Consider the following 13473-nt stretch of genomic DNA (forward strand, 5'->3'; position numbering starts at 1 on the left):
GGATCGGCTGAGCTTCAGGAACGGGCTCCGGGCTCGACCCGGTTGTCGGCCGGGAAATGGGTGTGCAGGGCCTGCAGCGCTCGCCGCCACGGGAACTGGCTCCGGAAACGGTCGTTCTGTCCCGGTCCGCCGAGCCGGACGACGTCGTCGCCGTAAAGCACCTGAACGCCCCAGTTGCGCAGTCTGGCCATGCTCTCGTGCAGCGTCGGGTGCAGAGCCATGACCTTGTTCGTGTACGGCACCACCACAGTCGGGATGTTGAAGCCGTACCCCTCGACCAGCAGTCCCAGCACCAGAGTGTCGGTGATGCCCGCGGACCACTTGTTGATCGTGTTGACCGTCGCCGGGGCCACGATCATCGCGTCGGCCGGCGGCAGCAGGTCGTCGTCGCCGGGGTTCTTGTAGTAGCTGCGCACCGCGTGCCCGGTCTGGGCCTGCAGCGCGGCGGCGTCGACGAACTTGCGCCCGTCCGGCGTAGTGATCACGCAGACTTCCCAGCCGTCGCGCTGCGCCAGGTCGACGAGCACGCCGACGTCGCGGGCGATGGGCGAGCCGCACACGAGGACGTACAGCACGCCGGGCGAGGTGTTGATGCTCATCACCCGAGAACCCACCTCATACGCCGACTCCCATCTGCTCGGCCAGCTCCGCGATCGGCGCCGGCGGTGTGCCCCGCGTGCGCCGCAGCACGTCGGAGATGACCTCGTGGGCGAGCGGGCGGCAGCGGATCTCCGCGGGGGCGAGCCGATCGCCCTCCAGCAGCATCTCGCTGGCCATCTCCACGTCGCCGACCTGCGTGTAGCCCCGGGCGATGTCCAGGTAGTGGTGGGCCCGCCGCTCGGGCAGCATGGCGGCGAAGCTCTCCTTGTTCATCCGGTTGTGCGTCTCGATCGCCTTGCCCCCGTCGCCGAGCTCGACTGCGGCCGCGGCCCGGTGCAGCTCCACGTTGGTCGGCCCGAAGGACGACCAGTAGTGGTTGAAGTCGCCGCCGAGCGCGCCGGCCGCCTGCTCGGCGCCGCACACCAGGTCGCGGACCGTGGCGCTGTCGCCGATCCGCGCGGCGGCCATGGCGCCGGTGAGCAGCAGCAGGCCGTAGACGGACAGCCGCTCCGGGGTGGCCGACTCCGGGGTCGTCGGGGCCAGCCGGTTGGCGATGTTGACGTTGACCTCGAGCGCCGAGCGGATCCGGCCGAGGGAGAGCAGCGCCATGCCGACCCGGTGCGTCGCCATCCCGGCGAGCAGCTGGTCACCGGCGCGCTGGGAGACCGCGATCGACCGGTCCGCGGCCAGCCAGGAGAGCTCGTGCTCGCCGACCTTGCGCAGCGCCGACGACGCGATCTGGTAGACCTGCCCGAGCAGGTGCGCCGCGTCGCGGGCCTCCTCGCCGGTGGCGTGGGCACTGTCGGCGGCCTGGGCGTCGCGCAGCAGCTGCGGGAGCTTGCGGGCGAGGACGCCGTACTTGGCGTGCTGGTAGGTCAGCCAGGCGTGGCTGACCGCCTTGCGCATCTCCGCCAGGGGCGGTGCCACCGGCACGGGGTGGAAGAACGCGCTCATCTGGTCGTAGCGTTCCAGCGCCGCGCGGATCTCCTCGACCTCGACCTGGTCGATGCAGTTCTGCGTCTCCGGCCTGCGCTCGACGTCCTTGCCCAGCAGCAGCTGGACGTCGATCTGCAGGACGTCGGCGATCTCATAGACGACAGAGAACTTGTCGAGCCGGCGGACGCCTCTCTCCACCTTGTCGACCCAGCTCTTCGACTTGCCCAGCCGGTCCGCGAAGACCTGCTGGGACATCTTGCGACGGCCGCGCCAGTAGGCGACTCGGCGGCCGATCGGCAGCTCGTCCACGGTGCCTCCCCCACTCATCCGGCGACCCCCGCCGGTGAGCTTTGCGGTGTGTCAGCTGCAGTGTGGACCTCACTCCTCTGTGCGGGTCGCACAGGTTGTGTGATCGTCTGCCCGCCGATGCTCGATAGTTTCTCATGCAAGTTGCAATAGGTGATCTGCCCCGACAAACGAGGCGTGTCGAGCTTGGTAACGGCAGTAGCGCCTGCTATAGCGGCCACGAGTGCCGGATCGGAGGTATTCCGACCATGCAGCGGAGCAACCGGTGGCCGATCGGCCCATGGGAGTACGTAGATCGGCTGCGACTGCGACGGGCCGCCCTGCGGTACGCCGCGCACGGCTGGGCGGTGACCCCGGGCGCCTATCTGGCCGGTCACCGCTTCGCCTGCGGCCGGGCCGGCTGCCCGATCATGGGCTGCCATCCCGCCATCGAGTGCTGGGAGGAGGATTCCAGCACCGATCCCGTACGGGTGGCACGCTGGTGGCACCGCCGGCCGTACACGGTGCTGCTGGCCACCGGCTGGAAGTTCGACGTGCTGGAGGTGCCCGCGGCCGTCGGCCTGCGGGTGCTCGGCGCGGTGCGTCTGCACACCGGCATCCTCGGCGCGGCCGCGGGAGACGCCCGCGGTCCGGTCGCGGTGACGCCGTCCGGACGCTGGATGTTCCTGGTCCGCCCGGGCGTCGACCTGCGGCCGGAGCTGGGGTCCTGTCTGGACGTCCTGCGCCACGGCCGCGACTCGTGGATCCCGGCCGCCCCGAGCCGCACCCCGCAGGGCCCGGTCCGCTGGGCCGTCGCCCCGGAGCAGACCGGCTGGCAGCTGCCCGAGTCGGCGGCCGTGCAGACGATGTTGCTGGACGCGCTGGAAGCCCTGGGCCGCCGGCCCCGGCCCGTCGCCACGGTGAGCGTTCCCCGACAGATGTCCACCGCCCGCCGGGCCGCGTGAGCGGGGCCGCCCGGACGCCGCGAAGCACCCGTCGCGTGGATCGTTGATCCACGTAGCGGACGGTGTCCGGGCATGGCTGAGGGCCCTCATGTCAGTTGACAACGTATTGGCCTACCTTGAGGTAGTCGAGTCACCCGATTGGGTGAACACCTGATCACTCTGCGCAGAACTTCGCCCGATCGACCCTTGGCGCGCCGACCCGCAGCCGCTCCCGGTTGACACTTGACCGGTTCAGTGATGGCATCGACGGTCACGAATGATGAAGCCGGGAGTGACCCTCGAGGAGAGCCCGTGCGACCGAGCCGTCTGACCGGAACCCTGCTGGCCGCCGCCCTGGTGCCGGCCCTGGTGCTGTCCACGAGCGCCGGCGCCGCACCGGCACCGGTCGGTCCCGTCGCCGCGCTGTCCCCTGTGCACACCGCCGGACGCGTCCACCCCACCCCCGGCGCCCTGCAGTACAGCTGGCCCGGGGTCTACTTCGAGGGCCGGTTCCGCGGCACCGGCGTCGGGATCGTGCTCAACGACGCCGCCGCCGACTACGACGTGCAGATCGACGGCGCGACGGTCGCCACCCTGGTCATGCCCGGCCGGACCACCCACTGGGTACGCGACCTGACCCCCGGCCGGCACCACGTCCGGCTGGTCAAGAGGTCGGAGAGCCCGTGGGCGGTCAGCGAGTTCGGCGGCTTCGTGGCGGCGGCCGGCGGCGCCGTCCTGCCCGGGCCCGCGCCGCGGCACCGGCAGATCGAGTTCATCGGTGACTCCTACACCGCGGGCTACGGCAACCTGTCCGGCTCGCGGGACTGCACCGGCGACGAGGTCCACCGCACCACGAACGCGGACCTGAGCTTCGGCGCGCTCACGGCCCGGCGCCTGCGCGCCGACTACCAGGTCAACGCCTTCTCCGGCCGCGGCATGGTGCGCAACTACAACGGCGGCGAACCGGGGACGAGCTACCGCAGCTACTACGACCGGGCCCTGCTCAGCGTGGACGGCGACGTCTGGCGGCCGGGCCGGTGGCGGCCCCAGGTGGTCGTGGTCGGCCTGGGCATCAACGACTTCTCGACCGCGATCAATCCCGGCGAGCAGTGGACGCCGGAGAGCCTCGTCGCCGCGTACCGCGCCGCCTACCTGGACTTCCTCGGCAAGCTGCGGGCCCGCTACGGGCCCCGGACGGTCATCGTGGTGAGCGCCACGGCCGTGTCCGGCACCACGGCGTTCGCCGACTCCGCGCGGCAGGTCGTCCAGGGGAGCAACAACGGCGGCGACGGCCGGGTCCACTACTGGTACTACGACAGCGCGGGGCTCGACTACGGCGGCTGCCACTGGCACCCGTCGCGGCAGGACCACGAGGTCATCGCCGGCCGGCTCGAGGCGTACCTCGCCACTCTGCCGCTGCGCTGGTAACCCCTACGAGCGGGTCGAGCGGGCGCGTACGTGCATGCGTTCGCCCTGGCGGCCGAAGATGCTCAGGAACTCGACCGGCTCGCCGTCCGCGCTGCCGAACCAGTGCGGCACCCGGGTGTCGAACTCGGCCGCCTCACCCTCCGGCAGCACCAGGTCGTGCTCACCGAGGACCAGGCGCAACCGGCCGTGCAGGACGTACAGCCACTCGTACCCCTCGTGGGTCTTGGGGTCCGGCTCGGCCCGCGGCCCGGCCGGGATGATGTGCTTGAACGCCTGCAGGCCGGTGGCCTGCCGGCTGAGCGGCAGGATGGTCTGGCCGCTGCTGTGCCGCAGCGGCCGGGCGTAGATCCGCGGATCGCCGGTGGGCGGGGCGCCGACCAGCTCGTCGAGGGGCACCCGGTAGGCCCCGGCCAGCGGCAGCAGCAACTCCAGCGTGGCCCGGCGCTGCCCGGACTCGAGCCGGGACAGAGTGCTCACCGAGATCCCGGTCGTCTCGGAGAGCGCGGCCAGGGTGGTGCCGTGCTCCTGGCGCAGCGCCCGCAGCCGGGGTCCGACCGCGGCCAGCACGTCGTCGTTTGCCATCATGGCAACAAAGCTTGCCACTTTTCCCCGGATGGGGCGACCGTGGTGCCATGACATACGACGTGATCGTGATCGGCGGCGGGCCCGCCGGACTGAGCGGCGCGGTGGCCCTGAGCCGCGCGTTGCGGTCGGTGCTGGTGATCGACGCGGGCGAGCCCCGCAACGCCCCCGCCGACGGCATCCACAACTACCTGACCCGCGACGACATCGCGCCGGCGGACTTCCGCACGGCCGGGCAGAGCGAGGTACGCCACTACGGCGGGGAGATCGTCGACGGCCGGGTGACCGGGGCCGGCCGCGACGGCGACCTGCTCACCGTGACGCTGGCCGACGGCCGGTCCTACACCGCGCGGCGCCTGCTCGTCACCACCGGGCTCACCGACGAGCTGCCCGACGTCCCCGGCCTGCGCGAGCACTGGGGACACGACGTGATCCACTGCCCGTACTGCCACGGCTACGAGGCCCGCGGCCGGGCCATCGGGATCATCGGCTCGTCGCCGATGTCGATGCACCAGGCGCTGATGTGGCGGCAGTGGAGCGACGACATCACCCTGTTCCTGCACACCGCGCCCGAGCCGGACGCCGAGCAGGCCCGGCAGTTCGCCGCCCGGGGCATCACGGTGATCACCGAGAAGGTCGCCGAGGTGCTGGCCGAGAACGGCAAGCTGACCGGCGTACGGCTGACCGACGGCACCGTGGTCGCCCGCGACACCCTGGTCGTCGCCCCGCGCTTCCTGGCCAACGCCGAGCCGCTGCCGTCGCTGGGGCTGACCGCGACCGACAACGACTTCGGCAGCGCGGTGGTGGCCGAGCCGAGCGGGCGCACGACCGTGCCCGGGGTCTGGGTGGCGGGCAACGTCACCGATCAGATGGCCCAGGTGGTCAGCGCGGCCGCCGCCGGCCTGCACGTCGGGGCCCAGCTCAACGCCGACCTGATCATGGAGGACACCGCCCGGGCGGTCACGGCTCTCGGGTGATCCGCAACGCTGCCGCGGCGACGGCGCAGAGCCCGGCGGTCACCACGAAGACGGCGGTGTAGCTGCCGGCGCGGGTCAGCAGGGCCGCGGCGCCCAGCGGGGCGGTGGCCTTGGCGATCGTCACCGGCACCACCAGCATCGCCGCGATGGTGGCGTAGCGGCCGGTGCCGTAACGGTCGGCGAGCAGCACCGGCTTGGCGATCGTGGCGACGCCGAAGCCCAGCCCGAAACCGACCACGCCGACGACGGCCCCGGCCGTGCTGCGACCGGTGAACGGCAGCGTCGCCACCGCGACGGCCTGGACGGTGAAGACGGCGGCGACGACTGTGGCGGTGCGGAACCGGCGTTGCAGCGCGGTGGTGGCCAGCCGGCCGGTCACCGACAGCACGCCGAACAGCCCGGCGGTCGTCGCCGCGAAGGACAACGGGTGGCCCCAGCTCAGCAGGGCCGCGACCAGGTGCACGGTGATCAGCGAGACGGCGGCCGTGTTGGCGGTGAAGCCCAGCGCCAGCAGCCAGAAGGCCCGGTCCGGCCGGAACGGCGCCCGGGCCGCACGGGCGACAGCCGCGGCGGGACGCAGGATGATCGCGTGCAGCGGCACGGTGAGCAGGGCCTGGACGGCGGCCAGGACGAGCAGGGCGGTGCGCCACCCGTACCGTTCCACGAGGTGGCCGGTCAGCGGCAGGAAGACCGTGCTGGCGAACCCGGCCACGACGGTGAGCACCAGCAGGGCGTTCGGGCGTTCGGCCGCGGTGTGCCCGGCGATGACCACGGCGAAGGCCGCTTCGTAGAGGCTGGCGGCACCGGCGGCGCCGAGACCGATCTGCACCGCGTACAGCTGCCACAGGGTGTCCACCTGCGACCAGGCGACCAGCAGCAGGGCGCCGAGCAGCGAACCGGCGGTCATCAGCGCCCGCCCGCCGTGCCGGTCCAGCCACCGCCCGACGGGTACGGCCAGGATCGCCGCGGCCAGGACGGAGGCGGTGAACGTTCCGGTGACGGCGGTTGTCGTGGTGTGCAGCTCGGTGGCAAGCGGGGTCAGGAAGACCGCGAAGGAGTAGTAGAGCGTGCCGTAGCCGACGGTCTGGGTGATCGCGAGTGCGGCCACCGTACGCCGGGCGCGGGCCCGGGTGGCGGAGTGACCGCCGATCGCGGGATCGGCGGTCACCGTGCCCGGGCGTCGCACGGTCATCCGCAGCAGCTGCCGGCCTGGCTTTCCCCGGCCGACACGGAGACGAGGGCGAGGGGCGCGGACAGCAGCCCGCCGGCGATACCCGTGGCCAGCCCGCGCCCGGCGTCGCCGTCGACCGGGTTGCTGTTGCAGACGCCGGTCTCCGGCAGGTCGAGCTGCACGTCACGGGCCGCGGCCCAGTCACCGGCGAGCGCGGCGGCCACGGAACGGGCCTGCTCGTACCCGGTGGCGAGCAGGAACGTCGGCGCCCGGCCGTAGGACTTGACGCCGATCGCGTAGAAGTCCGGCTCCGGGTGCGCCAGCTCGTCCACGCCGTGCGGCGGGACGGTGCCGCAGGAGTGCTCGTTAGGGTCGATCAGCGGCGCCAGCGCCCGGGTCGAGCCGAGCACCGGGTCCAGGTCCAGCCGCAGCTCCGCGGCGATCGAGTGGTCGGGGCGGAAACCGGTGGCCGAGACGATCCGGTCGGCGGTGACCGTGCGGGTGCCGTCGGAGACCTCGACCGTGCCGTCCGGCCCGGCCGCGACGCGCTGGACGCTGAAGCCGCCGAGCAGCGTGATGGCACCGCTCTCGACGTGGGCCCGCAGGCGGCTGCCCAGGGCACCGCGGGCCGGGAGCGCGTCGGCGGACTGGCCGCCGTAGCTGCGGACCGGGTCGGTGGCCCGGATCGCCCAGGTCACACGGGTGCCGGGAACCTGCTCGGCCAGCTCGGCCAGGGCGAGCAGCGTGTTGGCGGCGGAGTGCCCGGCGCCGACGACCAGGGTGTGGCGGCCGGCGAACCGCTCGCGGTCGCGTCCCAGCACGTCCGGCAGCGCCGACTCCACGAACGCCGCCGCCTCGGCCTCACCGTGCGCCGGGATGCCCGAGGCGCCGAGAACGTTGGGCCTGCCCCAGGTGCCGGAGGCGTCGATGACCGCGCGGGCCAGGACGTCCTCGCCGTCGGCCAGGCGGACCAGGAAGGGAGTGGTGACGCGGCCGGCGGTACGGATGCGGTCGAGGCCGAGGCGGGTGATCGCCACGACGCGGGCGCCGTAGCGGACGTGCGGCTTGATCGCCGGCAGGCCCGCGAGCGGCTGGAGATAGTCGGCGGCCAGCTGCGCGCCGGTGGGCAGGTGGTCGTCGGCGGGACGGACCCAGCCGGCGTCGGTCAGCAGGCGGGCCGCCGCCGCGTCGATGTTGAAGCGCCACGGGGAGAACAGGCGGACGTGACCCCAGCTGCGGACGGCGGCGGCCGGGGCGTCGCCGGCCTCGAGCACCTGGAAGGCGAGGCCGCGCTCCTGCAGCTGGGCGGCGGCGGCCAGCCCGACCGGGCCGGCACCGACGACCACGACCGGCAGGGCGGCCCACTCATCGGTCGCGCCTGATGCGACATCGTGCTCCGCCCCGGCGCCGCAGCAGTCGGCGCCGGCGGTGATCGCCTCGGCCTTGGCGGCGGGGTCGCAGCAGGCGTTCGCGGCCTGGGCCGCTTCGGTGGTCCCGCAGCACTTGTCACTCATGGCACTCAGCTCCATCTCGCTGACTTGACGCTGGTCTAATTCCTGCTCCACCTTGCATCGGACTTAGACGAGTGTCAAGCTATCCGCATGTCCGTTCTCTCCGTGGTGGAAGTCCCGCCGGCCGCCGCGTGCTGCCCGCCCCTGTCGGCTCAGGCGCTCCCGCCGCAGGCCGCCGTCGAGCTGGCGCCGATGTTCAAGGCTCTGAGTGACCCGGTGCGGCTGCGCCTGCTGTCGCTGATCGCGGCCACCACGGAGGTCTGCGTCTGCGACCTGACGGACGCCTTCGACGTCACAGGCGCGACGATCTCGCACCACCTGCGGGTGCTGCGGGAGACCGGCCTGGTGGACTGCGAGCGCCGGGGGACGTGGGTCTACTACTGGGTCAAGAAGGAAGCACTGAACCTGCTGGGCGGTCTGCTGACGTCCACTGCGACGCCGTCACATCAGGATTCCCTGATATCAGCTGACTCTGATGTCGTACGGCTGCTGGCCGATCCGCTGCGCGCCCAGCTGGTGGAGATCCTCGCGGACGGGCCGGCGTGCCCGGCGTACCTGGTCGCGGAGACCGGCGCGAAGCAGCCGAACGTGTCCGGGCATCTCAAGCAGCTGCGGGAGGCCGGGGTGGTGCAGGCGGAGCCGCGGGGGCGGTACACGTTCTACCGGCTCGTGCCGGAGGCGTTGCAGGGGGCGGCGTTGCATCTGGCGGATCTGGGCGCTCAGGCCCGCGCCAACGCGGACAACTTCCGCTCCTGATCTCAGCTCGCTTCCGCGGCCACCTTTTCAGCGGCCGGAGGCCAGCTCGCGGTAGGCGGCGATCACCGCGGCGGTGCGTTCGGCCAGTTCCGGGCCGGCCTCGGTCCGGGGTGGGCCGGCCGCCGTCAGCCGGGAGATCGCCAGTTCGGCCTCCCGGGCCGTGTCGCCGATGCGCTGTTCGCGGATGAGGTTCTCCCCCGCCAGCGCGGCGGCGTTGATGCCGGCCAGGATGCGGTTGGCCGCACCGGCGGTGGACCGCCAGAGCGCTTCGACCCGGAGCCGCTGCTCGGCCAGGGCCTGCACCGCCGGACTGTCCGCCGGGAGATCGTGCCGGGTGGCCTGGGCCAGCTCCGCACGCAGGCAACGGATCTGCTGACGGCGGGCCATGATCGCGGCGAGTTCCTCCAGGGCCGCCGACAGGCTGCGGTCCGCGTCGTCGGAGTCGATCATGTGCCGCAGCGCGGGCCAGGTGCGCCGTACCCGCTTGGCCACGGCGAACGCCCGCTCGAACGCGGCCCGCTCCTCCGCGGCGACCAGCACGTGGGCGCTGTCGCCCTTGGGCAGGGCGATGATCCCGGTACGGGCCGCACGCGCCTGCTCGAAGGCCAGGAACGCCACCAGCGCGACGGAACCGCCCGCGGCCGCCCACCAGGCGACGCCGAGCGCGCTGAGCACGGCCGACAGCATCACCAGGACGAGCGTGAGCTGGGAGGCGAACCGGACGCGGTCCTGACGGCTGCGCCCGCTGGGCGGCACCGGCACGACCTCCGTGACGGAACCCCAGCGGACCCGCCGGGCCCGGCCGGTACGCATCTTGAGCGGATCGGACGACACGACGACCTTCTCCGTGTCGATGCCGACGTGCAGACCCTTGGGCCCCGGTGTGACCACGGTGCACCCTTTCCGCCTGCGGTTTGGCTGAGCGGGCCCGAACGCCGAGGGGGGTACGCCCGGGCCCGCTCACCGGCGGAGCCGTCCGCCGGTGCCTGAAGGAATCGGGTGGGCGCTGCCCTACCTGAGCCCGGCCCCGGGTGCAGCGCGGGTGCATCTCCAGCCGCTCAGGAGCCGGTGAGCTCCTCGATCAAGGCGGTGGCCAAGGTGGCCGTACGGTCCTCGTCGTCGTCCAGGGCGAGGATGACAAAACCGGAGTCCCGGCCGGCGAGGCGGACGAGTTGCGCGCTCAGCCCGGCCCACCGGCCACCGTGGCGGTAGAGCCGCCGGCCCGCGTACTCGCGGACGTCGACAGCCCAGGCGTAGCCCAGCCGTGTGCCGTCGTCCAGGTGGCCGGGCGTCTGCAGGAGCGCGGAGACGCCGAGTTCGTCGTGTTCCAGGGCCTGGTTCCAACGCAGGAGATCCGAGGCCGTGGACCAGACTCCACCGTCGCCGAGGGACAGCGGCGCCGGAAAGTGCGCGTTGAGGGGCGCGGCGCCGGGCGGATGCGCGGCCGGGCCGGACCAGTACCGGCTGTCGGCCATCCCGAGCGGGCCGAACACCTGCTCGCGGGCGAAGTCGGCCAGCGGGCGGCCGGCCGCGCGTTCGACGACGACGGCCAGGCAGACGTAGCCGGCATTGCAGTAGCGGAACTCGCTGCCCGGCGCGCCGTCGAGGCGGTCGATCCCGGCCAGTGCATCGAGGAGGCCGGCCGTGGTGCGGTCGAGCTGCGCGCGATGCAGATCGTCGAACGTGACGCCCTCGGGCAGACCGCTCGTGTGCGAGATCAGGTGACGAAGGCGCACGGTGCCCGCCCAAGCGGGAAGCTCGGGCATCCACCGCGCCAGAGTGGACGCGGTGTCCAGCCGGCCCTGCCGCACGAGGAGGGCCGCGCAGGCGGCGGTGATCTGCTTGGCCAGCGACGCGGTGTAGAGGATCGTGCCGGCGGTCAACGGCTCACCGGCCAGGGTCCGTCCACGGGGCAGGAAGACAGGCGGCGCCCCGGCCTGCTGCACGCCGACCACGAAGTGATCGTGAGCGCCGTAGCCGGCTTGCTCAGCGAGAGTGGCGATCCGGGTCGTCAATGCGGCATCACGATTCAGGCCGTTGCGGTCGCTCACCGGCTGATTATCGAATCGCCCGCGGCACGGCGCACCTCAATTTGCCGCGACCCGTCAGCCGAAGCGGGCGACAACCCGCGGCCCCTGCTGATCACCGCCACCGGCGCCCGCATCGACCGGCACACTGTGTTCCCGGCTCACGCCGTCGTCCCCGGAAGCACAACCGACCCGCGGGGCCGGGACGCGGGCCGGGACGCGGGCCGTCACGCGGCCCGCGCCCACCGACCACGCAGCTGGGACGCAGGCCGATTCCGCAGCCCGCGCCCCGCGACCACGCAGCTGGGACGCGGCCGAGTCGGCGGCCCCGCGCCCGCCGCCTCACGCCGCCTCGGTGGCCACCTCCGCCCCCTCGCCGGCACCGCTCCCGCCGGCCGGAGCGACCGGCACCCCCTCGGGTGTGATGAGGCCGAGGTGTTCCAGCCGGGCCCGGATGCCGCCCCGGCTGCGGCCGAACTCCTCCATCAGCTCCCTCATGCCGGCGCCCTCCCGGTGCCGCGCGATCAGCCGTTCGTCGTGCTCGGGTGACCAGCGGATGCCCTGGTTGCGGTGCCGCTTCGGCCGCTCCCCCGCGGTCGCCGGACCAGCGGCCGGGACCGGGGATCCCAGGCGTTGCCGGCGCAGCGCCGCGAGGCCCGCGAGGGTCGAGGTCAGCGCGTCCGCCACCGGCGCGAGGTCGGCGGGTGAGATCCCTCCGCTGATCTCGCTCACCACCTCGCCCGACGGGTTCCAGCCGACCAGGGACAGGCCGATGCGTTCCTCGCCCGTGCCCGACGCGGTGAGCTGATAGACGTGCGGCCCGATCGTCAGGTGCCGCTCGAGGTTGAGGTGCGGACGGTGGTCGTTCTCGGGTGCGTACTCGTTGTCATCCATGCCGCGACGCTATGACCGGCGGCTGACATTTTCTCCTCCGGCGTGGCGCGCGACCCGGCCGCGTCCGCGCGTCGCGGACAATTATCCGGATAGGACAGAAGCCGGCTCAGCTCAGGCGGTTGCGCAGGATCGGCACGCCGGGCCCGTCCAGCTCGCTCAACGCCACACCCCGGCCCGTCATCGCCAGCATCAGCGCCTCGGCCGGTCCCGTCACCAACGGCCCGGCCCCCGCCGACCAGTCCAGATCGGCTGCCTCGAACCGCAGCCCCGCCACCCGCCGCCGCGGGGTGAAGCCGACGGCCCGGCCGCCGACCAGGAAGTCCAGCGACACCCGCAGCCGCTCCAGCCGCAGCCCGTGCGGCAGCCCCAGCGGCCGGCGCATGTCCTGGCCGTGCACCTGCAGGTCGGTCAGCTGTCCCGGATAGCCCACGATCGGCGCGCGGAACGGATTCTCCGCGTTGTCACGCAGGCCGCGCGCCAGCTCGGCCGGTGACCGCTGGGCCATCAGCTCCGCCAGCCGGGCGTTCGCCTTGTGGATGTTGAAGCCGCTGCGGGCGATCAGCGGCAGCAGCGGCACCGGCGCCTTGCTGATCGCCGCGAGCAGGTGACCGGCCACCTGCTTGACCGTCCACCGGCCGCACAGGCTGGGCGTTTCCAGTTGTTCCGGGGTCAGCGAATCCACCAGATCGGCGACGCGGCGTCGCTCGTCGGCGATCGCGGGATGGATATCCACAGGCACAGGCTAACGTCGCCGGCGGTCGTCGCGTGACCCGTACGCTGGCCGGCGTGACGAGCGACTGGACCGCCACGTTGCCGGCCAAGCGGATGGGCGCGGCGCTGCTCCTGCGCGATGGCAGCGACCGGATTCTGCTGGTCGAGCCGACCTACAAGCCCTACTGGGAGCTGCCCGGCGGGGTGGTCGAGGCGGGCGAGTCGCCGCGGCAGGCCGCCGCCCGGGAGATCACCGAGGAGCTGGGGCTCAGCGTCGTGCCGGGGCGGCTGCTGGTCGTCGACTGGGTGCCGCCGCGCGACGGGCGCACCGACGGGCTGATGGTGGTCTTCGACGGTGGCCGGTGCGGCGATCCGGTGCGGCTGGCCGAGAACGAGCTGCGCAGCTGGGCCTGGTGCGACCCCGGCCAGGCCGCGCAACGCCTGCTGCCGCTGCTGGCCCGCCGGGCCGCGGCCGCCCTGCACGCGGTGCGCACCGGCGCCACGGTCTACCTGGAGGACGGTCGAGAGCCGGCCGCGGACATCGAAGGACGGGGATCTGACGATGCCTGACCGGGTGCCCCGGCCACGGCGACAGTCGGAGGATGACCCTGGCGCCGGAGCAGCTGTGGCGCAACAGGGAGTTTCAACCTG

14 protein-coding genes and 1 pseudogene are annotated in these 13473 nt (G+C 73.0%); 6 read left to right on the plus strand and 9 right to left on the minus strand.

The window, feature by feature from the left end:
- Positions 1 to 14 precede the first annotated feature (14 nt).
- On the minus strand, positions 15 to 599 hold the full coding sequence (locus Aau02nite_RS29365) for a flavoprotein (protein WP_212991836.1): 585 nt from the start codon (positions 597 to 599) through the stop codon (positions 15 to 17).
- Positions 600 to 615: 16 nt separating this feature from the next.
- On the minus strand, positions 616 to 1845 hold the full coding sequence (locus tag Aau02nite_RS29370) for a helix-turn-helix domain-containing protein (protein WP_212991837.1): 1230 nt from the start codon (positions 1843 to 1845) through the stop codon (positions 616 to 618).
- Positions 1846 to 2090: 245 nt separating this feature from the next.
- Here Aau02nite_RS29370 and Aau02nite_RS29375 point away from each other — a divergent pair, with 245 nt between their 5' ends.
- Together Aau02nite_RS29375 and Aau02nite_RS29380 are read left to right on the plus strand one after the other, a co-directional pair.
- Positions 2091 to 2786 (plus strand): bifunctional DNA primase/polymerase, encoded by a 696-nt coding sequence (locus Aau02nite_RS29375; RefSeq protein ID WP_212991838.1) that lies wholly within the window; start codon positions 2091 to 2093, stop codon positions 2784 to 2786.
- Positions 2787 to 3077: 291 nt separating this feature from the next.
- Positions 3078 to 4193, plus strand: a complete 1116-nt coding sequence (locus tag Aau02nite_RS29380) for an SGNH/GDSL hydrolase family protein (protein WP_246595534.1) — start codon at positions 3078 to 3080, stop codon at positions 4191 to 4193.
- A 3-nt stretch (positions 4194 to 4196) separates the two neighbouring features.
- On the opposite strand, the gene Aau02nite_RS29385 is transcribed toward Aau02nite_RS29380, so the two are convergent.
- Positions 4197 to 4778 (minus strand): helix-turn-helix domain-containing protein, encoded by a 582-nt coding sequence (locus tag Aau02nite_RS29385; RefSeq protein ID WP_212991840.1) that lies wholly within the window; start codon positions 4776 to 4778, stop codon positions 4197 to 4199.
- Between the two features lie 47 nt (positions 4779 to 4825).
- Between Aau02nite_RS29385 and Aau02nite_RS29390 the strand changes: the two genes are divergently transcribed.
- Positions 4826 to 5752, plus strand: a complete 927-nt coding sequence (locus tag Aau02nite_RS29390; RefSeq protein WP_212991841.1) for an NAD(P)/FAD-dependent oxidoreductase — start codon at positions 4826 to 4828, stop codon at positions 5750 to 5752.
- Here the strand turns inward: Aau02nite_RS29390 and Aau02nite_RS29395 are convergent.
- Together Aau02nite_RS29395 and Aau02nite_RS29400 are read right to left on the minus strand one after the other, a co-directional pair.
- The gene (locus Aau02nite_RS29395) at positions 5736 to 6944 is read right to left on the minus strand and encodes an MFS transporter (RefSeq protein WP_212991842.1); all 1209 of its coding nucleotides are present in this window, start codon (positions 6942 to 6944) and stop codon (positions 5736 to 5738) included. The two genes, Aau02nite_RS29390 and Aau02nite_RS29395, sit on opposite strands and share 17 nt — an antisense overlap.
- A complete protein-coding gene (locus Aau02nite_RS29400; RefSeq protein ID WP_212991843.1) occupies positions 6941 to 8437 on the minus strand; it encodes an NAD(P)-binding domain-containing protein in 1497 nt (498 codons plus the stop codon). The genes Aau02nite_RS29395 and Aau02nite_RS29400 overlap by 4 nt, the downstream gene beginning before the upstream one ends.
- An 87-nt stretch (positions 8438 to 8524) precedes the next feature.
- Between Aau02nite_RS29400 and Aau02nite_RS46755 the strand changes: the two are divergent.
- Both Aau02nite_RS46755 and Aau02nite_RS46760 read left to right on the plus strand, forming a co-directional pair.
- Positions 8525 to 8875 (plus strand): annotated as a pseudogene (locus Aau02nite_RS46755) (ArsR/SmtB family transcription factor); the annotation flags it as partial.
- Positions 8876 to 8893: 18 nt separating this feature from the next.
- Positions 8894 to 9190 (plus strand): ArsR/SmtB family transcription factor, encoded by a 297-nt coding sequence (locus Aau02nite_RS46760; protein ID WP_281421056.1) that lies wholly within the window; start codon positions 8894 to 8896, stop codon positions 9188 to 9190.
- A 27-nt stretch (positions 9191 to 9217) separates the two neighbouring features.
- Here Aau02nite_RS46760 and Aau02nite_RS29410 read toward each other — a convergent pair whose 3' ends face one another.
- The 4 genes from Aau02nite_RS29410 to Aau02nite_RS29425 form a co-directional block, all read right to left on the minus strand.
- Complete coding sequence (locus Aau02nite_RS29410) at positions 9218 to 10081, minus strand: hypothetical protein (RefSeq protein WP_212991845.1); 864 nt, start codon at positions 10079 to 10081, stop codon at positions 9218 to 9220.
- Between the two features lie 167 nt (positions 10082 to 10248).
- Positions 10249 to 11241 (minus strand): serine hydrolase domain-containing protein, encoded by a 993-nt coding sequence (locus tag Aau02nite_RS29415; protein ID WP_212991846.1) that lies wholly within the window; start codon positions 11239 to 11241, stop codon positions 10249 to 10251.
- Between the two features lie 318 nt (positions 11242 to 11559).
- Positions 11560 to 12111 carry a hypothetical protein gene (locus Aau02nite_RS29420; RefSeq protein WP_212991847.1) on the minus strand — a complete coding sequence of 184 codons (552 nt, stop codon included), beginning with the start codon at positions 12109 to 12111 and terminating at the stop codon, positions 11560 to 11562.
- 106 nt (positions 12112 to 12217) lie between these two features.
- Positions 12218 to 12844 (minus strand): maleylpyruvate isomerase family mycothiol-dependent enzyme, encoded by a 627-nt coding sequence (locus Aau02nite_RS29425; RefSeq protein ID WP_212991848.1) that lies wholly within the window; start codon positions 12842 to 12844, stop codon positions 12218 to 12220.
- A 53-nt stretch (positions 12845 to 12897) separates the two neighbouring features.
- On the opposite strand from Aau02nite_RS29425, the gene Aau02nite_RS29430 reads away from it, so the two are divergent.
- Positions 12898 to 13392: an NUDIX domain-containing protein gene (locus Aau02nite_RS29430; protein WP_307857963.1), complete on the plus strand. Its 495-nt coding sequence runs from the start codon at positions 12898 to 12900 to the stop codon at positions 13390 to 13392.
- The last annotated feature ends 81 nt before the right edge of the window (positions 13393 to 13473 follow it).

Source organism: Actinoplanes auranticolor (assembly GCF_018332655.1).
GTDB lineage: Bacteria > Actinomycetota > Actinomycetes > Mycobacteriales > Micromonosporaceae > Actinoplanes > Actinoplanes auranticolor.

What these genes read in the sequence shown, in the direction of transcription:
- Aau02nite_RS29395 (WP_212991842.1), bottom strand. Translation starts at nt 6,944, where the DNA reads ATGACCGTGCGACGCCCGGGCACGGTGACCGCCGATCCCGCGATCGGC.
- Aau02nite_RS29400 (WP_212991843.1), bottom strand. Translation starts at nt 8,437, where the DNA reads ATGAGTGACAAGTGCTGCGGGACCACCGAAGCGGCCCAGGCCGCGAAC.
- Aau02nite_RS29365 (WP_212991836.1), bottom strand. Translation starts at nt 599, where the DNA reads ATGAGCATCAACACCTCGCCCGGCGTGCTGTACGTCCTCGTGTGCGGC.
- Aau02nite_RS29390 (WP_212991841.1), top strand. Translation starts at nt 4,826, where the DNA reads ATGACATACGACGTGATCGTGATCGGCGGCGGGCCCGCCGGACTGAGC.
- Aau02nite_RS29420 (WP_212991847.1), bottom strand. Translation starts at nt 12,111, where the DNA reads ATGGATGACAACGAGTACGCACCCGAGAACGACCACCGTCCGCACCTC.
- Aau02nite_RS29385 (WP_212991840.1), bottom strand. Translation starts at nt 4,778, where the DNA reads ATGATGGCAAACGACGACGTGCTGGCCGCGGTCGGACCCCGGCTGCGG.
- Aau02nite_RS29375 (WP_212991838.1), top strand. Translation starts at nt 2,091, where the DNA reads ATGCAGCGGAGCAACCGGTGGCCGATCGGCCCATGGGAGTACGTAGAT.